20 protein-coding genes are annotated in these 25,899 nt (G+C 64.8%); 15 read left to right on the top strand and 5 right to left on the bottom strand.

Features of this window, described 5'->3' with window-relative positions:
• Positions 1-72: 72 nt before the first annotated feature.
• Complete coding sequence (locus tag NJG22_RS05070; protein WP_253093069.1) at positions 73-1,755, bottom strand: GspE/PulE family protein; 1,683 nt, start codon at positions 1,753-1,755, stop codon at positions 73-75.
• 97 nt (positions 1,756-1,852) lie between these two features.
• The gene (locus tag NJG22_RS05075; RefSeq protein ID WP_253093070.1) at positions 1,853-2,179 is read right to left on the bottom strand and encodes a hypothetical protein; all 327 of its coding nucleotides are present in this window, start codon (positions 2,177-2,179) and stop codon (positions 1,853-1,855) included.
• A gap of 126 nt (positions 2,180-2,305) precedes the next feature.
• Here NJG22_RS05075 and NJG22_RS05080 point away from each other — a divergent pair, with 126 nt between their 5' ends.
• On the top strand, positions 2,306-2,776 hold the full coding sequence (locus tag NJG22_RS05080) for an Lrp/AsnC family transcriptional regulator (protein ID WP_217851190.1): 471 nt from the start codon (positions 2,306-2,308) through the stop codon (positions 2,774-2,776).
• Positions 2,777-3,041: 265 nt separating this feature from the next.
• On the opposite strand, the gene NJG22_RS05085 is transcribed toward NJG22_RS05080, so the two are convergent.
• Positions 3,042-4,421 carry a CYTH domain-containing protein gene (locus NJG22_RS05085; protein ID WP_253093071.1) on the bottom strand — a complete coding sequence of 460 codons (1,380 nt, stop codon included), beginning with the start codon at positions 4,419-4,421 and terminating at the stop codon, positions 3,042-3,044.
• A gap of 128 nt (positions 4,422-4,549) precedes the next feature.
• Here NJG22_RS05085 and argE point away from each other — a divergent pair, with 128 nt between their 5' ends.
• Complete coding sequence (argE, locus tag NJG22_RS05090) at positions 4,550-5,692, top strand: acetylornithine deacetylase (protein WP_253093072.1); 1,143 nt, start codon at positions 4,550-4,552, stop codon at positions 5,690-5,692.
• Positions 5,693-5,817: 125 nt separating this feature from the next.
• Positions 5,818-7,116, top strand: a complete 1,299-nt coding sequence (argA, locus tag NJG22_RS05095; protein WP_253093073.1) for an amino-acid N-acetyltransferase — start codon at positions 5,818-5,820, stop codon at positions 7,114-7,116.
• 208 nt (positions 7,117-7,324) lie between these two features.
• Here the strand turns inward: argA and NJG22_RS05100 are convergent, their stop codons facing one another.
• Positions 7,325-8,701 (bottom strand): glutamine synthetase family protein, encoded by a 1,377-nt coding sequence (locus NJG22_RS05100; RefSeq protein ID WP_134688919.1) that lies wholly within the window; start codon positions 8,699-8,701, stop codon positions 7,325-7,327.
• A gap of 667 nt (positions 8,702-9,368) precedes the next feature.
• On the opposite strand from NJG22_RS05100, the gene NJG22_RS05105 reads away from it, so the two are divergent.
• The 7 genes from NJG22_RS05105 to NJG22_RS05135 all read left to right on the top strand — a co-directional run bounded on the left by NJG22_RS05105 (position 9,369) and on the right by NJG22_RS05135 (position 17,667).
• Positions 9,369-10,727: a glutamine synthetase family protein gene (locus NJG22_RS05105; RefSeq protein ID WP_134688918.1), complete on the top strand. Its 1,359-nt coding sequence runs from the start codon at positions 9,369-9,371 to the stop codon at positions 10,725-10,727.
• A gap of 48 nt (positions 10,728-10,775) precedes the next feature.
• On the top strand, positions 10,776-12,137 hold the full coding sequence (locus NJG22_RS05110) for an aspartate aminotransferase family protein (RefSeq protein WP_253093074.1): 1,362 nt from the start codon (positions 10,776-10,778) through the stop codon (positions 12,135-12,137).
• Between the two features lie 169 nt (positions 12,138-12,306).
• Positions 12,307-13,404, top strand: coding sequence for a polyamine ABC transporter substrate-binding protein (locus NJG22_RS05115; protein WP_253093075.1), 1,098 nt, complete (start codon positions 12,307-12,309; stop codon positions 13,402-13,404).
• A gap of 161 nt (positions 13,405-13,565) precedes the next feature.
• On the top strand, positions 13,566-14,660 hold the full coding sequence (locus NJG22_RS05120; protein WP_253093076.1) for a polyamine ABC transporter substrate-binding protein: 1,095 nt from the start codon (positions 13,566-13,568) through the stop codon (positions 14,658-14,660).
• Positions 14,661-14,717: 57 nt separating this feature from the next.
• Complete coding sequence (gene potA / locus NJG22_RS05125; RefSeq protein ID WP_134688914.1) at positions 14,718-15,860, top strand: polyamine ABC transporter ATP-binding protein; 1,143 nt, start codon at positions 14,718-14,720, stop codon at positions 15,858-15,860.
• A 35-nt stretch (positions 15,861-15,895) separates the two neighbouring features.
• Positions 15,896-16,777: an ABC transporter permease subunit gene (locus NJG22_RS05130; protein ID WP_177414182.1), complete on the top strand. Its 882-nt coding sequence runs from the start codon at positions 15,896-15,898 to the stop codon at positions 16,775-16,777.
• Positions 16,774-17,667 carry an ABC transporter permease subunit gene (locus tag NJG22_RS05135; protein WP_253093077.1) on the top strand — a complete coding sequence of 298 codons (894 nt, stop codon included), beginning with the start codon at positions 16,774-16,776 and terminating at the stop codon, positions 17,665-17,667. Before NJG22_RS05130 ends, NJG22_RS05135 begins: the two co-directional genes overlap by 4 nt.
• A 110-nt stretch (positions 17,668-17,777) precedes the next feature.
• On the opposite strand, the gene NJG22_RS05140 is transcribed toward NJG22_RS05135, so the two are convergent.
• A complete protein-coding gene (locus NJG22_RS05140) occupies positions 17,778-18,944 on the bottom strand; it encodes an AAA family ATPase (protein WP_253093078.1) in 1,167 nt (388 codons plus the stop codon).
• Positions 18,945-19,086: 142 nt separating this feature from the next.
• Between NJG22_RS05140 and NJG22_RS05145 the strand changes: the two genes are divergently transcribed.
• The 5 genes from NJG22_RS05145 (at position 19,087) to NJG22_RS05165 (ending at position 25,801) form a co-directional block, all read left to right on the top strand.
• Complete coding sequence (locus NJG22_RS05145) at positions 19,087-20,175, top strand: efflux RND transporter periplasmic adaptor subunit (protein ID WP_253093079.1); 1,089 nt, start codon at positions 19,087-19,089, stop codon at positions 20,173-20,175.
• Entirely contained in the window at positions 20,172-21,239 is a 1,068-nt protein-coding gene (locus NJG22_RS05150) for an efflux RND transporter periplasmic adaptor subunit (protein WP_253093080.1), read from the top strand. The genes NJG22_RS05145 and NJG22_RS05150 overlap by 4 nt, the downstream gene beginning before the upstream one ends.
• A complete protein-coding gene (locus tag NJG22_RS05155; RefSeq protein ID WP_253093081.1) occupies positions 21,236-24,301 on the top strand; it encodes an efflux RND transporter permease subunit in 3,066 nt (1,021 codons plus the stop codon). Before NJG22_RS05150 ends, NJG22_RS05155 begins: the two co-directional genes overlap by 4 nt.
• Before the next feature lie 262 nt (positions 24,302-24,563).
• The gene (gene oscA / locus NJG22_RS05160) at positions 24,564-24,746 is read left to right on the top strand and encodes a sulfur starvation response protein OscA (RefSeq protein WP_134688907.1); all 183 of its coding nucleotides are present in this window, start codon (positions 24,564-24,566) and stop codon (positions 24,744-24,746) included.
• 47 nt (positions 24,747-24,793) lie between these two features.
• Complete coding sequence (locus NJG22_RS05165; RefSeq protein ID WP_253093082.1) at positions 24,794-25,801, top strand: sulfate ABC transporter substrate-binding protein; 1,008 nt, start codon at positions 24,794-24,796, stop codon at positions 25,799-25,801.
• Positions 25,802-25,899: the final 98 nt, after the last annotated feature.

A 25,899-nucleotide genomic window follows, 5' to 3' on the forward strand; every position in this document is an offset into this window, starting at 1 on the left:
GAGGGCGGTTGAGATGCTGCTTTGATCCTTTGGGTTGGCCGCAAGTTCCCGCCCACAAAGGGGATTTCTTACTTATCCACAGACGCGCAAGACCTCCTCCAGGCAGGTCCTGCCCTGGGCGACCCGTTCCCGACCCTGCCGCCGAAGATCATGCAGGCCGTCTAGCTCGGCCTGTTGCCGCAGGGCGCCAAGGTCGCAGGCGGGGGTGATCCGCTCACGTAGCGCGGCGCTGACTTCAAGCAGCTCGAACAGCCCTGTGCGGCCATGGAAACCGCTACCCCGGCATTGAGGGCAAGGCTGCTCGCCGTGCTGGCCAGGGTTGTGGCAAAGGGGGCAGAAGGTGCGCACCAGGCGCTGGGCCATGACCCCGAGCAGGGTGGCCTTGACCAGGTAGTCGGCCACGCCGAGCTCCAGCAAGCGGGTAATCGCGCCGCAGGCGTCCTGGGTGTGCAGGGTCGAGAGCACCAGGTGCCCGGTGAGCGCCGCCTGTGCGGCCACCTGGGCGGTTTCCCGATCGCGGATTTCACCGATCATGATGATGTCCGGGTCCTGGCGCAGCAGGGCGCGGGCACCGCTGGCGAAATCCAGCTCCAGGCTGGGCTGCACCTGCAGCTGGTTGATCAGCGGCTCGAGGCGCTCGATCGGATCCTCGATGCTGCACAGGTTGACCTGGGGGGTGGCCAGGTGCCGGAGGCTGGCATAGAGGGTGCTGGTCTTGCCCGAGCCGGTCGGGCCAGTCACCAGCAGGATGCCCTGGCGTTGTTGCAGCAAGGCCAGCCATTGCGCCAGCAGCGGGCCCTCCAGGCCGAGGGTTTCGAGGCAGACGTGCAGTTGCTGGGGATCGGACAGGCGCAGCACCAGCTTCTCGCCGAACGGCGTGGGCAGGGTCGACAGGCGCAGCTCCACCTCGGCTCCACTGGGCAGGCGGGTTTTCAGGCGGCCATCCTGTGGTCGGCGCTTCTCGGCGACATTCATGCGGCCCAGGTGCTTCAGGCGGCTGACCATCGCCAGGGTGACGCCGGCTGGGAACGCGTACACCGCGTGCAGCAGGCCGTCGATACGCAGGCGCAGATGGCCCTGTTCGCGGCGGGGTTCCAGGTGGATATCGCTGGCGCGCTGTTCGATGGCGTACTGCAGCATCCAGTCGACGATGTGCACGATATGGGCGTCGTCGGCGCTGGCCTGCGGCTGCTTGCTGCCCAGTTCGAGCAGGTGCTCCAGTTCGCCCAGGCGCGGCGACGGGGCAAGGCCCGCGCCGCGCACCGAATGGGCCAGGCCGAGGAAGGTTGGGCGTAGCTGGCGAATCTGCCGCGGGCTGGCCAGGACCCGGCGTACCGACTTGCCCAGGCTACGGCGCAGGTCCGCTTCCCATTCGCGTTGATAAGGCTGGGCGCTGGCCACCGTGATGCTGTGTTCGTCCACGGCCACGGCGAGGATGCCGTGGCGCTGGGCGAAGGCGGCAGGCATCAGCCCGGCGACCTTTACCAGGTCGACCTGCAAGGGATCGATCAGCACAAAGGGCTGGCCAACCTGTTCGGCCAGCCAGCGGCACAGGGTGTCCAGTTCCAATGGCCGGGTTGGGTGTCGTGGGTCTGGCGGGGCGAGGTCGGCGATCAGCTCCAGGGGGTGGTCGCCAGGCTGGGCCTCGGCGCGTTCCAGCGCCGCCAGGGCCGTAGCGGGGGTGATACGTTGCTGTGCCAGCAAGGCTTCCAGCAGGCGGTTGAGGTCGAGGTCATGGCTGTCGTTGGCGAGCATGGGGGCGTCCTTGCCGGGTTGCGAAGGCTCGGGCAAGGCTAGCCGGGCAGGGAAACCGTTGCCGGGGCAAAGGGTTTCCGGACGTTGCGCGCCACCTTCAGTGGCTGGCAACCTCCGCCAGTTGCGGCAGGTTGGCCAGGCACACTTCGCTGACACAGACCAGGTTGCGCAGTTTCTGGGCGATCACTTCGGCGCGGTGCCAGCTCAGGCCGCCTACGCCGATGGCCACGTCCAGCAGGTCGTCGCACTGGCTGACGTTGACGCTGTGCGGTGTGAGGAACTGCAGGGCGAACAGGTTGAGCACACGGCACAGGCTGTCCGGTTCGGCATCGGCCTGCAGGCGGTAATGCACGGTGCAGTGGACAGTATTGGCGGCCCAGGCGTCGAGGCGGGGCGAGGTGAGGGGCCGTTCGAGTGCGTTCATGCTGGTTCTCCGCGAAAGTGGAGAAATTCTTGCAGTTCAGGCGCGGCATTTCTTCGCTATGATTTAGCCAATTTCTTACCTTGGCGAATAAATTAATTCGCAAAAATGTGTTTTGGAGAATTAATCATGCTTGGCGAATTGGACGCCTATGATCGGCGCATTCTGCAACTGCTGCAGGAAGACGCCTCGTTATCCAGCGCGCAGATCGCCGAGCGTGTTGGCTTGTCGCAGTCACCCTGCTGGCGGCGAATCCAACGCCTGAGGGAGGAGGGGGTGATTCGTGGGCAGGTGACCTTGCTGGATCGCAAGAAGGTCGGGCTGAACACGCAGATCTTCGCCGAGGTGAAGCTCAATGCCCACGGGCGTTCGAACTTCGCCGAGTTCACCGAGGCGATCCGCGGCTTTCCTGAGGTGCTGGAGTGCTATGTGCTGATGGGCGCGGTGGATTTTCTGCTGCGCATCGTGACCTCGGATATCGAGGCATATGAGCGGTTTTTCTTCGAAAAGCTGTCGAACGTGCCGGGTATTCAGGAGGTGAACTCGATCGTGGCGCTGTCAGAAATCAAGAGCACCACCAGCCTGCCGTTGGGGCGCTGAGCGCGGCGTCTGGTTCGCCAGCAAGCTGGCTCCTACGAGACAGGGTTGCGCGGGATAACACCGTAGCAGCCGGCCTTGCCGGCGAATACCGGCGTAGCCGGTGCCATCCACCGCGGCGCCTGGTTCGCCAGCAAGGCTGGCGCCTACGGGGCAGGGTTGCGCGGGATAACACTGTAGGAGCCGGCCTTGCCGGCGAACACCGGCGTAGCCGGTGCCATCCACCGCGGTGCCTGGTTCGCCAGCAAGGCTGGCTCCTACTGCGCTATCAGGCCTTGAGCAGCAGCTTCCAGGCGCGGTTCTGCTCGATGGCGCGGGCTTGCTCGAGGCGGGCCTCCAGCAGCTCGCCCTTGTCCTCTTCGCCCAGCGGCTGTTCAGCCAGCTGGTGCAGCTTGTTCAGCTCACCGTACAGGCGGTCCAGCTGCGGCAGCTCGAGCACCTGGCGGGCATGGTGCAGCCAGGCCTGGATGCCTTCGATGCGCGGCAACTGCTCGGCCAGGTCCTCGGGACGCTGCACGTACAGGGGCAGCTTCAGCGCGCGGGCTTCCTCGCCGAGCTGATGCTGCAGCCAGCTGGCCAGCTGCGCCTTGCCCTGGCGTTCGCCACGGCCCTTGCGTTCCACGGTCCAGGCCCGGGCATTGAGCCAGCGTGCGGTCTCCAGCGAGAACTGGCCCCAGCGCACGTCTTCGAGCTCTTCGGCGAACTGCTCGGGGGCGGCGCGGCGGATGTCCTCGTCATCGTTGCCGGCCAGCACCAGGGGGCGCCAGTCTTCCAGCAGCGCGTCGAGGCTGCCGCGCAGCGCGCGGGTGGTCGGACGCGGCGCGGCCTGGCCGAGGCTTGCGGTGAGCGCGCGCAGTTCGGCCAGGCAGCTCACCCAGTCCTGCAGCAAGCGCCAGTGGCCGTTGTGGCGGTATTGCTCGGCCAGGCGCTGGCTGCTGCCCAGCAGTTGCCAGGCGAGGGCGGCGTAGGCATCGTCCAGCGGCATTTCGGCATCCAGCTCGGTGGCCGGCAGGCCCAGCTCGTAGCTGTCCGGCTCGAGCAGGCGGTAGCCGCGCTCGGCCTTGCTGATGTCGCAGGGCATCAGCGCCAGGCTCGCCGACAGTTCGGCGGCCAGTTCCAGCAGCGCCTCCGGGGCGCCCTCGCGCAGTTCTAGCTCCAGCTCGCAGATGGCTTCCTTGCGCTTGCCGGCAACGACGAAGCCTTGGTCGATGGCGGCCTCGATCACCACCTTGGCCTTGCCGCGGCCCCAGGCGATCTCGGCGTACTCGCGGGTGAAATCGGTGGTGAACAGGGGTTTGATGGTCTTCTTGTCGAGCTCGGCCAGCTGTTCAGGCCAGCAGCTGTCGTCGAGCTTCTTCAGGTCCAGCTTGACCTTGTCCAGCTGCCATTCGTATTCGTTGCGCTCGGACAGGCCCGCCACGCTCTGGCCACGGCACTTGAGGGTCTGGATGATGACCTCGCCGTCGCGGCGCAGGCGCAGGGCGACACGGGCGGCGGACAGGTCGCGCTGCGGGGTGTCGAAGTACTGGTTGAGCAGTTCGCGGGTCTGCCAGCCGGACTTGTTGCGCTTTTTCAGCAGGGGGTGCTCGCGCAGGGCGGCAAGGGTCTCGCGGCTGGCGCGGAGTTTGAGTTCGGTTTCTTTGTGCATCGCGGGCTCGGAAGGAGGGGCATCGTTGCTGGGCAGTCTACCGCACTTGTGCCAAGAGGATTCTGTGGATTGCCAGGTGAAGGGGCCGCATTGCTATGATGCCCCTCATGCTTTCGAGGAGTTCGCGCATGCCGTTGCCGTCGCTGAAAGACCAGTTCGCCGCCCTGATCGCCACGCCCTCGGTCAGTTGCACCCAGGCCGCGCTGGACCAGTCCAATCGCCCGGTCATCGAGCTGTTGGCCGGCTGGCTCGGCGACCTGGGCTTTGCCTGCGAGATCCAGCAGGTCACGCCCGGCAAGTTCAACCTGCTGGCCAGCCGTGGCAGTGGCCCTGGCGGCCTGGTACTGGCCGGGCACAGCGACACCGTGCCCTACGACCCACAGCTGTGGCGCAGCGACCCGCTCAAGCTGACCGAAACCGAGGGTCGCTGGGTGGGCCTGGGCAGTTGCGACATGAAGGGCTTCTTTGCCCTGGCCATCGAGGCGGTGCTGCCGCTGCTCGAGCACGACTTCAAGCAACCGCTGCTGATCCTCGCCACCTGCGACGAAGAGAGCTCGATGTCCGGCGCCCGTGCCCTGGCCGAGGCCGGCCAGCCGCTCGGCCGGGTGGCGCTGATCGGCGAGCCTACCGGGCTCAAGCCGATTCGCATGCACAAGGGCATTCTCATGGAGCGCATCGACATCCTCGGGCGCAGCGGCCATTCGTCGGATCCCAACCTGGGGCGCAGCGCCATGGAAGCCATGCATGCGGTGATGGCCGAGCTGATGGACCTGCGCCGCGGCTGGCAGGAGCAATACCGCAACCCGCAGTTCAGCGTGCCCACCCCGACCTTGAACTTCGGCTGCATCCACGGTGGCGACAACCCCAACCGCATCTGTGGCCAGTGCGCCCTGGAGTTCGACCTGCGGCCGTTGCCGGGCATGGATGTCGAGCAACTGCGCGCTGCCATTCGCGGTCGCCTGACGCCGCTGGCAGAACGCCATGAAGTCCGTATCGACTACGCGCCGCTGTTCCCCGAGGTGCCGCCGTTCGAGCAGGCCGCCGACAGCGAACTGGTGCAATTGGCCGAACGCCTGACCGGCCACCGCGCCGAAGCTGTGGCCTTCGGCACCGAAGCGCCTTATCTTCAGCAGCTTGGCTGCCAGACCCTGGTGCTTGGCCCCGGCGACATCGCGTGCGCCCACCAGCCCGGCGAATACCTTGAAATGTCACGTATCGAGCCTACCGTGCGTCTATTGCGTGAGATGATCCGGCACTATTGCCTGAGCTAAACGTCCATTGACCTGATTCGTTCCTGCCTAGAGGAGACCGCGCGTGACCGCAAGCCTGTTCCGACGATGACTTTCGAACGTTGTGCGCCTTTACGTTCTCCGTTCACTTATCCACAGGCCCTGTCATGCCCGATTACGTCAACTGGCTGCGCCATGCTTCGCCCTACATCAACGCCCACCGCGACTGCACCTTCGTGGTCATGCTGCCTGGCGATGGCGTCGAACACCCCAACTTCGGCAACATCGTCCACGACCTGGTGCTGTTGCACAGCCTTGGTGTGCGCCTGGTACTGGTCCACGGCTCGCGCCCACAGATCGAAAGCCGCCTGGCCGCTCGTGGCCTGACCCCGCATTACCACCGTGGCATGCGCATCACCGATGCAGCGACCCTCGATTGCGTGATCGATGCGGTCGGCGCCCTGCGCCTTTCCATCGAGGCGCGCCTGTCGATGGACATGGCGGCTTCGCCGATGCAGGGTTCGCGCCTGCGGGTAGCCTCCGGCAACCTGGTGACCGCACGGCCGATCGGCGTGCTCGAAGGGGTCGACTACCACCACACCGGCGAAGTGCGCCGGGTCGACCGCAAGGGCATCAGCCGCCTGCTCGACGAGCGCTCGATCGTGCTGCTGTCGCCGCTGGGCTATTCGCCGACCGGCGAGATCTTCAACCTGGCCTGCGAGGACGTCGCCACCCGCGCCGCCATCGAACTGGGCGCCGACAAGCTGTTGCTGTTCGGTGCCGAACCGGGCCTGTTGGACGAACGTGGGCAACTGGTACGTGAACTGCGTCCGCAGCACATCGGCCCGCACCTGCTGCGCCTGGGCAGCGACTACCAGGCCGAGCTGCTCGATGCCGCCGCCGAGGCCTGCAAGGGCGGTGTGGCGCGCAGCCACATCGTCAGCTACGCCGAGGACGGTGCCTTGCTCACCGAGCTGTTCACCCGCGGCGGTGGCGGCACGCTGGTGTCCCAGGAGCAGTTCGAGGTGGTGCGCGAGGCGACCATCGAGGATGTCGGCGGCCTGCTCGACTTGATCAGCCCGCTGGAAGAGCAGGGCATTCTGGTGCGCCGTTCCCGCGAGGTGCTGGAACGCGAGATCGAGCAGTTCAGCGTGGTCGAGCGCGAAGGCATGATCATCGCCTGTGCGGCGCTGTATCCGATTGCCGATTCCGAGGCGGGCGAGCTGGCGTGCCTGGCGGTGAATCCGGAGTACCGGCATGGTGGGCGTGGTGACGAGTTGCTCGAGCGTATCGAGACGCGGGCGCGGCAGTTGGGGCTCAAGACCCTGTTCGTGCTGACGACCCGTACCGCGCACTGGTTCCGCGAGCGCGGGTTCGCCCCTTGCGGCGTGGAGCAACTGCCGGCGGCGCGGGCTTCGCTGTACAACTACCAGCGTAATTCGAAGATCTTCGAGAAGTCGCTCTGACAGCCACTACGGCCCCCTGTAGGAGCGGCCTTGCCGAGGTGTCGGACCGGTCGGAAAAGGGTGCGGAGCGCCCCCGAGACTTGTGCATCAAGCTGATATCGCCGGGGCTGCTATGCAGCCCTTTCGCGACGCAAGGCCGCTCCTACAGGGGATCGAGTCAGCCCTTGGCCCAAAACAAAAACGCCGCCCTGGTGGGCGGCGTTTTCGTTTACACGGTGTGCAGGTACCAGTTGTACTCGAGGTCGGAGATCGAATGCTCGAACTCCTCCAGCTCGCTCTCCTTGCACGCGACGAAAATGTCGATGTACTTCGGATCGATGTACTTGTTGAGGATCTCGCTGTCGTCCAGCTCGCGCAGGGCATCGCGCAGGTTGTTCGGCAGGCTCTGCTCCAGCTGCTCGTACGAGTTGCCTTCGATCGGCTCGCCCGGCTCGACCTTGTTGACCAGGCCGTGGTGCACGCCGGCCAGCACGGCCGCCATCATCAGGTACGGGTTGGCGTCGGCGCCGGCCACGCGGTGCTCGATACGCACCGCGTCCGGCGAGCCGGTCGGCACGCGCAGGGCCACGGTACGGTTGTCCAGGCCCCAGCTCGGCGCGTTCGGCACGTAGAACTGGGCGCCGAAGCGGCGGTACGAGTTGACGTTGGGGCAGAGGAACGCCATCGAGGCGGGCAGGGTCTCGAGCACACCGCCGACAGCGTGACGTAGCGCGGCGTTCTGCTCGGGATCCTCGCTGGTGAAGATGTTGTTGCCATCTTTGTCCAGCACGGAGATGTGAACGTGCAGGCCGTTGCCTGCCTGGCCCGGGTAGGGCTTGGCCATGAACGTGGTGTCCATTTCATGGTCGTAGGCGATGTTCTTGATCAGGCGCTTGAGCAGCACCGCATAGTCACAGGCCTTGAGCGGGTCGGCGACGTGGTGCAGGTTGACTTCGAACTGTGCCGGGGCGCTTTCCTTGACGATGGCGTCGGCAGGAATGCCTTGTTCCTTGGCGCCCTCGAGGATGTCCTGCAGGCAGTCTGCGTATTCATCGAGGTCGTCGATCAGGTACACCTGGGTCGACTGCGGGCGCTTGCCCGAGATCGGCGAGCGTGGCGGCTGCGGACGGCCGTTCACGTTCTCCTGGTCGATCAGGTAGAACTCCAGCTCGAATGCCGCGCAGATGGTCAGGCCGAGGTCGTCGAACTTGCTCACCACCTGGCGCAGCACTTCACGAGGGTCGGCGAAGAACGGCTCGCCTTCGATCTCGTGCATGGTCATCAGCAGCTGGGCGGTCGGGCGTTTCTGCCACGGCTCGTTGCACAGTGTGTCTGGAATCGGATAGCAGATACGGTCGGCGTCGCCGATGTCCAGCCCGAGGCCGGTGCTTTCGACGGTCGAACCGTTGATATCCAGGGCGAAGAGGGAGGCCGGCAGGTTGATGCCTTTCTCGTAAACCTTGTGGAGGCTGGTGCGCTCGATGCGCTTGCCGCGCACCACACCATTCATATCTGCAATCAGAAGGTCAACGTAGAGAACCTCAGGATGTTCCTTAAGGAACGCGTTCGCTTCGTTAAGCTGAACGGCACGCGGGGGTACCGACATGATGCAACACCTTTGTTGTTAAAAATATCAATCAAGGGGGGCTTGCAACCCCAGTCAATCGGAAAGACCAGGTGAAGTCAAGCCAGCCCCATGATGCCCTTAAATGGCACATCTACGGCAGTTTTGCCGCATATCGGGGCGTGCCATTATCCGCTATTTTCGTCCTGAAGGGTTATCTCGAGCAGGCCGTGTTTTATTTTTTACGGAAGAGTTGTGTAAAAAAATGAACGAGGCTAAGCTCGGCAACAACCCAGAACACAATAATACGAGGGTCACATGGTCCGCCTGTCGAGACCTGCCAGCGCCGCCTGCACGGTGCGTTCAGGTACATCTCCCGGTTGCCGTCCGGTCATTGCACGCCTGCATCGAAGCGGTGCTGCGCTGGCCGCAATAATTGACGGTTCGCATAAAAAGGCCATACCTCGTAACGCTTTAGCGCAACACTTCCTTTCCGTTCGCCCTTCGCCCCGTACCTGCGGCCACGCCCATCGCGCGTATTCGCCGCCGCTCTGCGCTGGGGGTTTTGCTTTAGCCAGCCACAGCATCCAGAATCAAGGCGCGGGCCTGTCCAGGCCCCTCGGCGCCGTACGCGCCGACTTTGCCCGACGCCCGGCGTCAGTGGCGGCCGGTTCTGCGCAACCGGGCCACATTACCTCCTGAGGTATTTATGAGTACCAACCTCGACCAGCTCACCGATTGGTTGAAAGAGCACAAGATCACCGAAGTGGAATGCCTGATCAGCGACCTGACCGGCATCACCCGCGGCAAGATCTCGCCCACCAACAAGTTCATCGCCGAAAAGGGCATGCGCCTGCCTGAGAGCGTGCTGCTGCAGACCGTGACCGGCGACTACGTCGACGACGACATCTATTACGAATTGCTCGACCCGGCCGACATCGACATGATCTGCCGGCCCGACGAGAACGCGGTGTACCTGGTGCCCTGGGCCATCGAGCCGACCGCACAGGTGATTCACGACACCTACGACAAGAAAGGCAACCCAGTCGAGCTGTCGCCGCGCAACGTCCTGAAGAAAGTCCTCAAGCTCTATGCCGACAAGGGCTGGCAGCCAATCGTCGCGCCAGAGATGGAGTTCTACCTGACCAAGCGTAGCGAAGATCCGGACTTCCCGCTGCAACCGCCGGTGGGCCGTTCCGGTCGCCCGGAAACCGGGCGCCAGTCGTTCTCCATCGAGGCCGCCAACGAGTTCGACCCGCTGTTCGAAGACGTCTACGACTGGTGCGAACTGCAGCAGTTGGACCTCGACACGCTGATCCACGAGGACGGCACGGCGCAGATGGAGATCAACTTCCGGCATGGCGACGCGCTGCACCTGGCCGACCAGATCCTGGTGTTCAAGCGCACCATGCGCGAGGCCGCGCTCAAGCACAACGTGGCCGCCACCTTCATGGCCAAGCCGATGACCGGCGAGCCGGGCAGCGCCATGCACCTGCACCAGAGCGTGGTCGACGTGGCCACCGGCAAGAACATCTTCTCCAATGCCGATGGCAGCATGAGCGAGCTGTTCCTGCACCACATCGGCGGCCTGCAGAAGTTCATCCCCGAGGCCTTGCCGCTGTTCGCCCCCAACGTCAACTCGTTCCGCCGCTTCCTGCCCGATACCTCGGCACCGGTGAACGTCGAGTGGGGGGAGGAGAACCGCACCGTCGGCCTGCGCGTACCGGATGCCGGCCCGCAGAACCGCCGCGTCGAGAACCGTCTGCCCGGCGCCGACGCCAACCCGTACCTGGCCATCGCCGCCAGCCTGCTGTGCGGCTACATCGGCATGGTCGAAGGCATCGAGGCCAGCGCGCCGGTACAGGGCCGTGGCTACGAGCGGCGCAACCTGCGCCTGCCGCTGACCATCGAGGATGCCCTGGAGCGCATGGAGAACAGCCGGGCGCTGGAGCAGTACCTGGGCAAGAAATTCATCGCCGGCTACGTCGCCACCAAGCGCGCCGAGCACGAGAACTTCAAACGCGTCATCAGCTCCTGGGAGCGAGAGTTCCTGCTGTTTGCTGTGTGATCAACCCTGAGGCTGCCTGTGGGCGGCCACCGGAAAATGGAGAGGCACATGAGCGTCAACAACCCGCAAACCCGTGAATGGCAAGCCCTCAGCGGCGAGCACCACCTGGCTCCGTTCAGTGACTACAAGCAGCTGAAGGACAAGGGGCCGCGCATCATCACCAAGGCCCAGGGTGTGCATTTGTGGGACAGCGAGGGGCACAAGATCCTCGACGGCATGGCCGGCCTGTGGTGCGTGGCGGTCGGCTATGGCCGGGAAGAGCTGGTGCAGGCGGCGGAAAAGCAGATGCGCGAGCTGCCGTACTACAACCTGTTCTTCCAGACCGCCCACCCGCCGGCGCTGGAGCTGGCCAAGGCGATCACCGAGGTGGCGCCCAAAGGCATGACCCATGTGTTCTTCACCGGCTCCGGTTCCGAAGGCAACGACACCGTGCTGCGCATGGTCCGCCACTACTGGGCGCTCAAGGGCAAGCCGAGCAAGCAGACCATCATCGGCCGGGTCAACGGCTACCACGGCTCCACCGTGGCCGGCGCCAGCCTGGGCGGCATGAGCGGCATGCACGAGCAGGGCGGCCTGCCGATCCCGGGCATCGTGCACATCCCGCAACCGTACTGGTTCGGCGAGGGTGGCGAGATGACCCCGGACGCCTTCGGCGTGTGGGCGGCCGAGCAGCTGGAGAAGAAGATTCTCGAAGTCGGCGAGGACAACGTCGCCGCCTTCATCGCCGAGCCGATCCAGGGCGCCGGTGGGGTGATCATTCCGCCAGAGACCTACTGGCCAAAGGTCAAGGAGATCCTGGCCAAGTACGACATCCTGTTCGTCGCCGACGAAGTGATCTGTGGCTTTGGCCGTACCGGCGAATGGTTCGGCTCGGACTACTACGACCTGGCGCCCGACCTGATGACCATCGCCAAGGGCCTGACCTCCGGTTACATCCCCATGGGCGGTGTGATCGTGCGTGACAGTGTGGCCAAGGTGATCAGCGAAGGCGGCGATTTCAACCACGGCTTCACCTACTCCGGCCACCCGGTGGCGGCGGCGGTGGGCCTGGAAAACCTGCGCATTCTGCGCGACGAGAAGATCGTCGAGAAGGCGCGCACGGAAGTGGCACCGTACTTGCAAAAACGTCTGCGTGAGCTGCAGGACCACCCGCTGGTGGGCGAAGTGCGCGGCCTGGGCCTGCTCGGCGCGATCGAGCTGGTCAAGGACAAAGCCACCCGCAGCCGTTACGAGGGCAAGGGCGTGGGCATGATCTGCCGCAACTTCTGCTTCGACAACGGCCTGATCATGCGCGCGGTGGGCGACACCATGATCATCGCGCCGCCGCTGGTGATCAGCCGCCAAGAGGTGGACGAACTGGTGGAAAAGGCGCGCAAGTGCCTGGATTTGACGTACGAAGCGATCAAATGACGGTTTGCTAGGCTGGCGAGGTGACATTAAGTCCGTTACAGGTGCTGCTTTTGTTGAAACAGCGCCTTGTAACTTGCCAGACTAACGGCTGTTTCAGTCGCCCAGCGCGTGACCCGTGGGACCCGGCTGCTGAACAGATGGCTTGATAATAAATTCTGGAGCATAACGCATGAAGAAAATGGGCAAGACGCTGCTGGCCGCCGCCCTGATGGGCGCCATGGCCACCGCTGTTCAGGCTGAAGACAAGGTGTTGAACGTCTACAACTGGTCGGACTACATCGCGCCGGACACCATCGCCAAGTTCGAGAAGCAGTCCGGCATCAAGGTCAAGTACGACGTGTTCGACAGCAACGAAACCTTGGAAGCCAAGTTGCTGGCCGGCAAGTCGGGCTACGACATCGTGGTGCCGTCCAACAACTTCCTGGCCAAGCAGATCAAGGCCGGCGTCTACGAGGAGCTGGACCGCTCCAAGCTGCCCAACTGGAAGAACCTCGACGAAGACCTGCTCAAGGCCGTCGGCGATGCCAGCGACCCTGGCAACAAGCACGCCTTCCCGTACATGTGGGGCTCCATTGGCATCGGCTACAACCCGGAGAAGGTCAAGGCCGTGCTCGGCGTGGACAAGATCGACTCGTGGGACGTGGTGTTCAAGCCCGAGAACATCGCCAAGCTCAAGAGCTGCGGCGTGAGCTTCCTCGATGCGCCCACCGAAATGCTTCCGGCCGCCCTGCACTACCTGGGCAAGCCGAGCAACAGCACCAAGAAAGAAGACCTGAAGGCCGCCGAGGACCTGTTCCTGAGCATCCGTCCTTCGATCACCTACTTCCATTCCTCCAAGTACATCGGTGACCTGGCCAACGGCAACATCTGCCTGGCCGTCGGCTACTCGGGCGACCTGGAGCAGTCCAAGGCCCGCGCCCACGAAGCCGGCGACAAGGTCAAGCTGGACTACATCATTCCGAAAGAAGGCGCCGGTACCTTCTACGACATGGTCGCCATCCCCAAGGATGCCGAGCACAAGGACGCCGCCTACAAGTTCATGGACTTCCTGATGCAGCCTGAAGTCATGGCCGAGATCACCAACGCCGTGCGCTTCCCGAACGGCAACAAGACCGCCACCGCGTTCGTCGACAAGGACATCACCAGCGACCCGAGCATCTACCCGCCGGCCGAGGTGAAGAAACAGCTGTACGCGATCGCCGCCCCCGAGGCTGCCGCCCAGCGTGTGATCACCCGCAGCTGGACCAAGATCAAATCGGGCAAGTAAGCCCGTTGCAGGGACCTCTGGGCCGGGGTTTCCCGGCCTGGAGGGCGCTTGAGGCAAATAAGTTTGCGGCATCCACGCCGTGAAGGTAAGTTGCGCGCCGGTTTTGCGTGTGCGGCCGAGGTTTACTGCCCGCAAAGGCACTGATTGTGAGGACCACCCACTTGTCCATTTCTGTTTTTCGCCAGGCCTTGATGGCCGGAGCGGGCCTGACGCTGGCTTGCAGCGTCCAAGCGGCGCCCACGGTGCACATCTACAACTGGTCCGACTATGTCGGCCCTACCACCCTCGCCGATTTCCAGAAGGAAACCGGCATCGAGCCCCGCTACGACGTGTTCGACAGCAACGACACGCTGGAAGGCAAGTTGCTGGCCGGGCGCAGCGGCTACGACGTGGTCGTGCCGACCAACCATTTCCTTGGCAAGCAGATCAAGGCGGGCGCGTTCCAGAAGCTCGACCGTGAGCTGCTGCCCAACTATGCCAACCTCGATCCGTCGCTGATGAAGCGTCTGGAGAGGAACGATCCGGGCAACCAGTACGCCGTCCCCTACCTGTGGGGCACCAATGGCATCGGCTACAACGTCGACAAGGTCAAGGCGGCGCTGGGCATCGACAAGATCGATTCCTGGGCGGTGCTGTTCGAGCCCGAGAACATGAAGAAGCTCAGCAAGTGCGGCGTGGCCTTCCTCGACTCGGCCGACGAAATGCTGCCGGCGGTGCTCAACTACATGGGGCTGGACCCCAACAGCAGCAACCCCAAGGACTACCAGGCGGCCGAGCAGAAACTGCAGGCGGTACGTCCCTACGTGACCTACTTCCATTCCTCGAAATACATCACCGATCTGGCCAACGGCGACATCTGCGTGGCCGCCGGTTTCTCCGGCGATGTGTTCCAGGCCAAGGCCCGCGCTGAAGAAGCGAAGAAGGGCGTGAAGCTGGCCTACGCCATTCCCAAGGAAGGCGGCAACCTCTGGTTCGATGTGCTGGCGATCCCCAAGGATGCCCGCAACGTCGAGCAGGCGCACGCCTTCATCAACTATTTGCTGAAGCCTGAGGTGATCGCCCAGGTCAGTGATTACGTCGGTTACGCCAACCCGAATCCCAAGGCTGGCGACCTGATGGACCAGGCCGTGAGGACTGACGCCGCGGTTTACCCACCGCAGGAAGTGCTGGACAAGATGTTCGTCAACGCCGAGTTGCCACCCAAGGTGCAACGTTTGATGACCCGCAGCTGGACCAAGGTCAAGTCGGGCAAGTAACAATCCAGGCCCGCCAGCGCAGCGGCGGGCAAACAAATCTTGTTGGGAGTTTCACTCATGGCAGTTGCCTCCGGTGCCTATAAGAAAGCCCTCGAGGGTGGCCAGCAACCCAAGCAGGTGCTGGTCAAGATCGACCGGGTCACGAAAAAGTTCGACGAAACGGTAGCCGTGGACGATGTGTCCCTGGAAATCCGCAAGGGCGAGATCTTCGCCCTGCTGGGTGGCTCCGGTTCCGGCAAGTCCACCTTGCTGCGCATGCTGGCCGGCTTCGAGCGCCCGACCGAAGGGCGGATTTTCCTCGACGGCGTCGACATCACCGACATGCCGCCCTACGAGCGGCCGATCAACATGATGTTCCAGTCCTATGCGCTGTTCCCGCACATGACCGTGGCGCAGAACATCGCCTTCGGCCTGCAGCAGGATAGGATGCCCAAGGCCGAGATCGACGCCCGCGTGGCCGAGATGCTCAAGCTGGTGCACATGACCCAGTACGCCAAGCGCAAGCCGCACCAACTGTCCGGCGGCCAGCGCCAGCGCGTGGCCCTGGCCCGTTCCCTGGCCAAGCGTCCCAAGCTGCTGCTGCTCGACGAGCCGATGGGCGCGCTGGACAAGAAGCTGCGCTCGCAGATGCAGCTTGAACTGGTCGAGATCATCGAACGCGTGGGCGTGACCTGCGTGATGGTGACCCACGACCAGGAAGAGGCCATGACCATGGCCCAGCGCATCGCCATCATGCACCTGGGCTGGATCGCCCAGATCGGCTCGCCTGTGGATATCTACGAAACGCCGACCAGCCGCCTGGTCTGCGAGTTCATCGGCAACGTCAACCTGTTCGAAGGTGAGGTGATCGACGACGCCGAAGGCCACGCGATCATTGCCAGCCCGGAGCTGGAGCGCAAGATCTACGTCGGCCACGGGGTCACCACCTCGGTCGAGGACAAGCACATCACCTACGCCCTGCGCCCGGAAAAGCTGCTGGTCACCACCACCCAGCCTGAGTTCGAGCACAACTGGTCGCGCGGCAAGGTCCACGACATCGCCTACCTCGGCGGCCACTCGGTGTTCTACGTCGAGCTGCCCACCGGCAAGATCGTCCAGTCGTTCGTCGCCAACGCCGAGCGCCAGGGCACCCGCCCGACCTGGGACGACGAAGTCTACGTGTGGTGGGAAGACGACAGCGGCGTGGTACTGCGGTCATGAAGCTGCGCAAGCTCAAGCGAGCGTTCCAGCGCATCGTGCCGGAGGGGCGGCACCTGGTGATCGGCGTGCCGTTCATCTGGCTGTTCCTGTTCTTCATGCTGCCGTTCTTCATCGTGTTGAAGATCAGCTTCGCCGAAGCCGACGTGGCGATCCCGCCGTACACCGAGATCTACACCTACGTCGAAAGCAAGATCCAGTTGGTGCTGAACCTGGCCAACTACGGCCTGCTCACCGAGGACGAGCTGTATATCTCGGCCTACCTCGGCTCGTTGAAGGTGGCGTTCTTCAGCACCCTGCTGTGCCTGTTGATCGGCTACCCGATGGCCTACGCCATCTCCAAGGCCCGCAAGGAATCGCAGACGGTCCTGCTGCTGCTGATCATGATGCCGACCTGGACCGCGATCCTGATCCGTGTCTATGCCTGGATGGGCATACTCAGCAACAACGGGCTGCTCAACAGCTTCCTGTTGTGGCTGGGGCTGATCGACCAGCCGTTGCAGATCCTCAACACCAACCTGGCGGTGTATATCGGCGTGGTCTATTCGTACCTGCCGTTCATGATCCTGCCGTTGTACGCCAACCTGGTGAAACACGACGAAAGCCTGCTCGAGGCCGCCTCGGACCTGGGTTCGAGCACCTTCAACAGCTTCTGGAAGATCACCGTGCCGCTGTCGAAGAACGGCATTATCGCCGGCTGCATGCTGGTGTTCATTCCGGTGGTGGGCGAGTTCGTCATCCCTGAGCTGCTCGGCGGCCCGGAAACCCTGATGATCGGTAAAGTGCTGTGGCAGGAGTTCTTCAACAACCGCGACTGGCCGGTGGCCTCCGCCCTGGCGGTAGTGATGCTGGCGATCCTGATCGTGCCGATCCTGCTGTTCAACCGTAGCCAGGCCAAAGAAATGGAGGGCCGCGCATGAAACGCTTCAGTTTCTCCAAGCTGATGCTGGTGCTCGGCTTGCTGTTCATCTACCTGCCGATGCTGATCCTGGTGATCTACTCGTTCAACGCCTCGAAGCTGGTGACGGTGTGGGGCGGCTGGTCGATCAAGTGGTACGTCGGCCTGCTCGACAACTCGCAGCTGATGGGCTCGGTGATGCGCTCGCTGGAGATCGCCCTGTACACCGCGGTGGCGGCGGTGGCGCTGGGTACCCTGGCGGCCTTCGTGCTGACTCGGGTCACCCGCTTCAAGGGCCGCACGCTGTTCGGCGGCCTGGTCACCGCGCCGTTGGTGATGCCCGAGGTGATCACCGGTCTGTCGCTGTTGCTGCTGTTCGTGGCCATGGCGCAAATGATCGGCTGGCCGCAGGAGCGCGGCATCGTCACCATCTGGATCGCCCACACCACGTTCTGCGCCGCCTATGTGGCGGTGGTGGTGTCGGCGCGCCTGCGCGAGCTGGACCTGTCCATCGAAGAGGCGGCCATGGACCTGGGCGCCAAGCCGTGGAAGGTGTTCTTCCTGATCACCATCCCGATGATCGCGCCGTCGCTGGCGGCGGGCGGCATGATGTCGTTCGCCCTGTCGCTGGATGACCTGGTGCTGGCGAGCTTCGTCTCCGGCCCTGGCTCGACCACCCTGCCGATGGAAGTGTTCTCGGCCGTGCGCCTGGGCGTGAAGCCGGACATCAACGCGATCGCCAGCTTGATCCTGCTGTCGGTGTCGCTGGTGACCTTCCTGGTCTGGTACTTCAGCCGTCAGGCCGAAGAGCGCCGCCGCCGGGCGATCCAGCAGGCGATCGAAGAGGGCGCCGCGGCGAACGTGTCGCAGCCCCAGGCCCGTCGCCCGGCCCCGGCCGCGGCGCAAGCCTGAACCAGGTGATTAGCGCAGGAGCCAGCCTTGCCGGCGAACACCGGCATAGCCGGTGCCAGGCACCGCGGTGCCTGGTTCGCCAGCAGCTGGCTCCTGCGGCTTGCGTCTGATCAGCCCTGATCCGGCCAGTACCAGGCCGGTTCGTCGAGCATGCCCTGGCCGACGATCCCGGTCTGCCCCAGGGTCTTCTCCAGGTGGATCGAATTGCAGTCGTCGTCCTCCTCCAGTGCCGCCACCAGCCGCGGCGCGTGCGACACCACCCATACCTGGCAATGCTGCGCCGCGCGGCGGATCAGCCGTGCCAGCGCCGGCAGCAGGTCCGGATGCAGGCTGGTCTCCGGCTCGTTGAGCACCATCATGCTGGGTGGGCGCGGGGTGAGCAGGGCGGCCACCAGCAACAGGTAGCGCAAGGTGCCGTCGGACAGTTCCGCGGCGCTCAGCGGGCGCAGCAACCCGGCCTGGTGAAAGCGCAGGCCGAACAGGCCGCCGGGCTGGGCGTCGATGGTCAGCCGGGCGCCGGGGAAGGCATCGCCAACCGCCTCCTGCAGCGCCTGCAGGTCGCCGATCTCGTCGATGGTCTGCAAGGCGGCGGCAAGGTCGCGGCCATCGTGGTGCAGCACCGGGGTGCGCGTACCCAGCCGTGCCTGGCGGGCCGGTGCTTCGGCGTCGGTCCTGAAGTGGTCGTAGAAGCGCCAACTGCGGATCTGTTCGCGCAGATGCAGCACTTCTGGCGAGCCTTGCAGGCTGCCGACCTGGTCGAACAGGCTGTCGAACTCGGTCATGTGCTGCTGCAGCACCTGCCACTGGCGGCCATCGCGCGCCTTGACCCTCGCTGCGTTGCGCTGCACCAGCTGGCTGGCCGGGCGGCATAGCGCGCCGGCCCAGATGGTCTCCTGCTTGATCTGCGGGTCGAGGGCGAACATGGAGCGGCTTGGCTCGGGCAGGCCGAGGCTGATGGCGTAGCCGAAGTCCTCGCCGGTGAAGCCCATCTTCAGGCGCCTGGCCTGCTGGCGCGGACCGCCTTCGACGGGCACCTCGCCACTGAGCATGCGCCGGCTGATCTTCTCGGGGCCCGCCCAGAACGTCGACTCCAGCCCACCCTCGGCCGCCAGGGCGTTGACCACGCCGCCGCGGGCTGTTTCGGCCAGCAGGCGCAGGGCCTTGTAGAGGTTGGACTTGCCGCTGCCATTGGCACCGGTAATCAGGTTCAGCCGCCCCAGCGGCAGCACCAGCTGGTTGATCGAGCGGTAGTTGGCAATGGCCAGGGTAGTCAGCATCGGCGGCGTCCTTGAGCGGTTGGCTGGCAGTATCGCCGATCCCGTTGCGCTTTGTTGAACCCTGGTCAATGCCGTTTGTCGATCCCTGATCTACGCTTTCAATCGCGTCCCTCCCACCATTCGAAGAAGCAAAGGAGCCTGCATGACGGTAACGCGTCCGCCGATGGTCGTTTGCCTGGGGCTGCTGTTCATGCTGTCGGGCTGTAGCCAGGAAGAAGCCGCCCCGGCGTTGCCGCGGGTCGTGGTGCAACAGGTCAAGCCCACCGACTTCGCCGCCAGGGTCACCTTGACCGGCGACGTTCAGGCGCGGGTACAGACCGACTTGTCGTTCCGCGTGGGCGGCAAGATCATTTCCCGCAGCGTCGATGTGGGCGACCACGTCAAGGCCAACCAGGTGCTGGCGCGGCTGGACCCGAAAGACCTGCAGAACAACGTCGACTCGGCCAAGGCCGAAGTGTTCGCCGAGCAGGCGCGCGTCACCCAGACCAGCGCCGCGTTCGTCCGCCAGCAAAAACTGCTGCCCAAGGGCTACACCAGCCAGAGCGAGTACGACGCCGCCGAGGCCGCCCTGCGCAGCAGCCAGAGCGCGCTCAAGGCTGCCCAGGCGCAGTTGGCCAATGCCAACGAACAGTTGAGCTACACCGGGCTGGTATCCGAGGCGGACGGCGTGATCACCGCGCGCCAGGCCGAGGTCGGCCAGGTGGTGCAGGCGACCATGCCGATCTTCAGCCTGGCCGTGGATGGCGACCGCGACGCGGTGTTCAACGTCTATGAGTCCCTGCTGGTGGGCGGGCCGAGCGATGAAGGGGTGACGGTCAGCCTGCTCGACGACCCGAAGATCCAGGCCAAGGGCCATGTACGCGAGATCACCCCGACCGTGTCGGCGCAGAGCGGCACGGTGCAGATCAAGGTGGCCCTGCGCGACGTGCCGGCGGGCATGCAGCTCGGCTCGCCGGTCACCGCCGCGACCAATGCCCAGAGCCGGCCCAGCATCGAGCTGCCGTGGGCGGCGCTGACCAAGGCGTTGCACGAGCCGGCGGTGTGGGTGGTGGGCGAGGGCGACAAGGTCGAGCTGCGCAAGGTCCAGGTGGGGCGCTACCTGACCGGCAAGGTGGTGATCGCCGAGGGCGTGAAGGGCGGCGAGACCGTGGTGGTTGGCGGCGCCCAGCTGCTGCACCCGGGCATGCAGGTGCAGAAGATCGACGCCCGTGACGCCGGAGGTGCGCAATGAACCGCCTGATGATCGTGCTGCCAGCCGCCTTGCTGCTGGCCGCGTGTGGCAGCGACAAGGAACAGGCCGAACCGATCCGGCCAGTGCTTTCCACCCTGGTCGAACCCCAGGTGCAGGCACAACTGGGGCGCTTTGCCGGGACCATCCAGGCACGCTTCGAGAGTACCCTGGGCTTTCGCGTCTCGGGGCGCATCGCCCGGCGCTGGGTCGATGTCGGCGCCCAGGTGAAGCCCGGCGATACCCTGGCCACCCTCGACCCGACCGACCAGCAGAACCAGTTGCGCGCCGCCGAGGGCGACCTGGCCAAGGTCCAGGCGCAGTGGATCAATGCCCAGGCCGACGCCCGCCGCCAGCAGCAGCTGTACGACCGCGGCGTGGGGGCCCAGGCCCAGCTGGACATCGCCCAGACCAACCTGAAGACCACCGGTGCCGCGCTGGAGCAGGCGCGTTCGGCGGTCAGCCAGGCCCGTGACCAGCTCGACTACAGCACCCTGGGCACCGACCACGCCGCCGTGGTCACCGCCTGGCAGGCCGAAGCCGGGCAGACCGTCAGTGCCGGCCAGGCGGTGGTCACCCTGGCCCGGCCCGATGTCAAGGAGGCAGTGATCGACCTGCCCACCTACCTGGCCGAGCAGCTGAGCAAGGACCTGACCTTCACCGTCGCCCTGCAGTTGGAGCCGAGCATCAGCACCACCGCCACCCTGCGCGAGCTGGAGCCCCAGGCCGACGCCACCACGCGCACCCGGCGCGCGCGCCTGACCCTGGCCAGCACCCCGGATACCTTCCACCTCGGCACCGCTGTCAGCGTGACCCTGAGCTCGGCGGTCAGCCCGCGCAGCGAACTGCCGCGCACCGCCCTGCTGGAGCGCGACGGCAAGACCCAGGTGTGGGTGGTCGACCCGCAGCACAAGACGGTCGCCACCCGCGACGTGCAACTGCTCGAGCGTGACGCGCAGCGCATCGTCCTGGCGGGCGGCGTGCAGCCCGGCGAGCGAGTGGTTACCGCTGGCGTCAACATCCTCAAGCCCGGCCAGAAGGTCACCTTCGACGAGGACGCACGATGAAAGGAAGCTTCAACCTGTCCGAGTGGGCGCTGCGGCACCAGTCGTTCGTCTGGTACCTGATGGCCGTCAGCCTGGTGATGGGGGTGTTCTCCTACCTCAACCTGGGCCGTGAGGAAGACCCCTCGTTCACCATCAAGACCATGGTCATCCAGACCCGCTGGCCGGGGGCGACCCAGGACGAGACCCTGCTGCAGGTCACCGACCGCATCGAGAAGAAACTCGAGGAACTGGACTCGCTCGACTACGTGAAAAGCTACACCCGGCCGGGCGAGTCCACGGTCTATGTGTACCTGCGCGACACCACCAAGGCCAAGGACATCCCGGAAATCTGGTACCAGGTGCGCAAGAAGATCCAGGACATCAGCGGCCAGTTCCCCAAGGGCATCCAGGGCCCGGGCTTCAACGACGAATTCGGCGACGTCTACGGCTCGATCTACGGTTTCACCTCCGACGGCCTGACCCTGCGCCAACTGCGTGACTATGTGGAGCAGGTGCGTGCCGAGGTGCGCGATGTGCCCAATATCGGCAAGATCGAGTTGATCGGCACCCAGGACGAAGTGCTGTACCTGAACTTCTCGACCCGCAAGCTGGCCTCTTTCGGCATCGACCAGAGCCAGGTGATGCAGGCTTTGCAGGCGCAGAACGCGGTGACCCCGGCGGGGGTGATCGAGGCCGGGCCCGAGCGCATCTCGGTGCGCACCACCGGGCAGTTCGCCTCGGAGAAGGACCTGGAAACCGTCAACCTGCGCATCAACGACCGCTTCTTCCGCCTGGCCGATTTGGCCGACATCGAGCGTGGCTACGTCGACCCGCCGTCGCCGATGTTTCGCTACAACGGCCAGACCGCCATCGGCCTGGCCATCGGCATGAAGGCCGGCGGCAACATGCAGGTGTTCGGCAAACTGCTGCGCGAGCGCATGGACCAGATCACCAACGACCTGCCGGTGGGCGTGGAGGTGCATACCGTCTCCGACCAGGCGGTGGTGGTCAAGCAGGCGGTGGGTGGCTTCACCAGCGCGCTGTTCGAGGCCGTGGTGATCGTGCTGGTGGTGAGCTTCGTCAGCCTGGGGGTGCGCGCCGGGCTGGTGGTGGCCTGCTCGATCCCGCTGGTGCTGGCCATGGTGTTCGTGTTCATGGAATACACCGACATCACCATGCAGCGGATTTCCCTCGGCGCGCTGATCATTGCCCTGGGCCTGCTGGTGGATGACGCGATGATCACCGTGGAGGTGATGGTCACGCGCCTGGAAATGGGCGAGACCAAGGAGCAGGCGGCGACCTTCGCCTATACCTCCACCGCCTTCCCCATGCTCACCGGCACCCTGGTGACCGTGGCCGGCTTCGTGCCGATCGGCCTGAACGCCAGCTCCGCGGGCGAGTACACCTTCACCCTGTTCGCGGTGATCGCCGTGGCGCTGCTGGTGTCGTGGATCGTCGCGGTGTTCTTCGCCCCGGTGCTGGGCGTGCACATTCTCGACAGCAAGAAGCTCAAGGCCCACGAGGCCGAACCGGGACGGGTGGGGCGCGCGTTCGAGCATGGCCTGCTGTGGTGCCTGCGCCACCGCTGGGTGACGGTGATCGGCACCATCGTGCTGTTCGTGCTGTCGGTGGTGGGCATGCGCTTCGTGCAGAACCAGTTCTTCCCGTCGTCGGACCGCCCGGAAATCCTCGTCGACCTCAACCTGCCGCAGAACGCCTCGATCGAGGAGACGCGCAAGGTGGTCGACCGCTTCGAGGCCACCTTCAAGGACGACCCGGACATCGTCAGCTGGAGCACCTACATTGGCCAGGGCGCGATCCGCTTCTACCTGCCCCTGGACCAGCAACTGCAGAACCCCTACTACGCCCAGTTCGTCATCGTCAGCAAGGGCCTGGAGGAGCGCGGCGGGCTGATGCAGCGCCTGCAGGAGCGCCTGGCCCGGGACTTCGTCGGCATCGGCACCAACGTCCAGTCGCTGGAAATGGGCCCGCCGGTGGGCCGGCCGATCCAGTACCGGGTCAGCGGCAAGGACATCGACCAGGTGCGCAAGCACGCCATCGACCTGGCCACCCTGCTCGACCAGAACGAGCACATCGGCGAGATGATCTACGACTGGAACGAGCCGGGCAAAGTGCTGCGGGTCGAGATCGCCCAGGACAAGGCGCGCCAGCTCGGGCTGTCGTCCGAGGACGTGGCCAACGTGATGAACAGCATCGTCAGCGGCGTGCCGATCACCCAGGTCAACGACAACATCTACCTGGTCAACGTGGTCGCCCGTGCCGAGGACAGCGAGCGCGGCTCGCCCGATACCCTGCAGAACCTGCAGATCGTCAGCCCCAATGGCACCTCGATTCCGCTGCTGGCCTTCGCCACCGTGCGCTACGAGCTGGAGCAGCCATTGGTGTGGCGCCGCGACCGCAAGCCGACCATCACCATCAAGGCCTCGGTCAACGGCGAGATCCAGCCCACCGACCTGGTGGCCCAGCTCAAGCCGGATATCGATAAATTCGCCAGCCAGCTGCCCGCCGGCTACGAGGTGGCCACCGGCGGCACCGTGGAGGAGAGCGCCAAGGCCCAGGGGCCGATTCGCCAGGTGGTGCCGCTGATGCTGTTCCTCATGGCGACCTTCCTGATGGTCCAGCTGCACAGCGTGCAGAAGCTGTTCCTGGTGGTCAGCGTGGCGCCGCTGGGGCTGATCGGCGTGGTCCTGGCGCTGGTGCCCACGGGCACGCCGATGGGGTTCGTGGCGATCCTCGGGATCCTCGCGCTGATCGGCATCATCATCCGCAACTCGGTGATCCTGGTGACCCAGATCGACGAGTTCGAGGCGCAGGGCTTCGCCCCCTGGGACGCGGTGGTCGAGGCTACCAACCACCGGCGCCGGCCGATCTTGCTGACGGCCGCGGCGGCGAGCCTGGGCATGATCCCCATCGCCCGGGAAGTGTTCTGGGGGCCGATGGCCTACGCCATGATCGGCGGCATCATCAGTGCAACGCTGCTGACGCTGCTGTTCCTGCCGGCGCTGTATGTGGCCTGGTACAAGATCCGCGAGCCGGAGCACACCGCCAAAACCCAACACTGACCCCTGTAGGAGCGGCCTCGTGTCGCGAAAGGGCTGCGCAGCAGCCCCAGGATCTCCGCATCATGCAAGGCTGCCGGGGCTGCTGCGCAGCCCTTTCGCGACGCAAGGCCGCTCCTACAGGAATGCTGCTCATCGTTGGTTATATAAACATTCTTAAACAGTATTTTTAAGAATATCCGCGCCTCTCTAGTATGGCTTTCACGCCAGGCGCAAATCCCCTTCAGAACCTCTGCCCGGCACCCTTACTCACAGGAGAACGAGCATGAGTGCATCTCTGCGCAGCATCGACGGTCAGGACGAAACCACCATCCTGCGGGAAATCCAGAGTGCCCTGCGCGACCTGCGCTTCGGCGCGGTGGAGATCACCGTGCACAACGCCCAGGTGGTGCAGATCGAACGCAAGGAGAAGTTCCGCCTGCAGCAGCCCGGCAACAAGTCTGGCTGATACCGCATCACTTCAAAACTAGAAAAATGCCAATCGGGAGCTTCACCATGTCCATCCGCCGTTATGCCCTGGCCGCCCTGGCCAGCGCTGTTTTTGCCGGTTCCGCGATCGCCAAGGACTACGAACTGCTGAACGTGTCCTACGACCCGACCCGCGAGCTGTACCAGCAGTACAACGCCGAGTTCATCCAGCACTGGCAGGCCGCCCACCCGGGCGACAAGGTGAAGATCCAGCAGTCCCACGGGGGGTCGGGCAAGCAAGCACGCGCGGTCATCGACGGCCTGCGCGCCGACGTGGTGACCCTTGCGCTGGCCGGCGACATCGATGAAGTCGCCAAGCTCGGCAAGACCCTGCCCGAGGATTGGCAGAAGCGCCTGCCGCAGGCCAGCACCCCGTACACCTCGACCATCGTGTTCCTGGTGCGCAAGGGCAACCCGAAAGGCATCAAGGACTGGGGCGACCTGATCAAGCCGGACGTCTCGGTGATCACTCCCAATCCGAAGACTTCCGGCGGCGCCCGCTGGAACTTCCTCGCCGCCTGGGCCTATGGCCTGAAAGCCGGCGGCAGCGAAGAGAAGGCCAAGGAGTACGTGCAGACGCTGTTCAAGCACGTGCCGGTGCTGGACACCGGCGCCCGCGGCTCGACCATCACCTTCGTCAACAACGGCCAGGGCGATGTGCTGCTGGCCTGGGAAAACGAAGCCTTCCTGGCGCTCAAGGAGGACGGCGGTGGCGACAAGTTCGAGATCGTCGTGCCGTCGCTGTCGATCCTGGCCGAGCCGCCGGTGGCGGTGGTGGACAAGAACGCCGAGAAGAAGGGTAATACCGCGATCGCCACCGAGTACCTCAAGCACCTGTACAGCCCGGCCGGGCAGAAGATCGCCGCCGAGAACTTCTACCGCCCGCGTGACGAGAAGGTTGCCGCTGAATTCGGCAAGCAGTTCCCGAAACTGGACCTGGTGACCATCGACAAGGACTTCGGCGGCTGGAAGACTGCACAACCGAAGTTCTTCAACGACGGTGGGGTGTTTGATCAGATCTATCAGGCACAGTAAGCGGTATGGAGAAGCGGGGGCCGCTGTGCGGCCCTTTCGCGACACAAGGCCGCTCCTACAAGAATCCACGATCCCCTGTAGGAGCGGCCTTGTGTCGC

It is taken from the genome of Pseudomonas sp. VA159-2 (assembly GCF_024126635.1).
GTDB classification, from domain to species: Bacteria; Pseudomonadota; Gammaproteobacteria; order Pseudomonadales; family Pseudomonadaceae; genus Aquipseudomonas; species Aquipseudomonas muyukensis.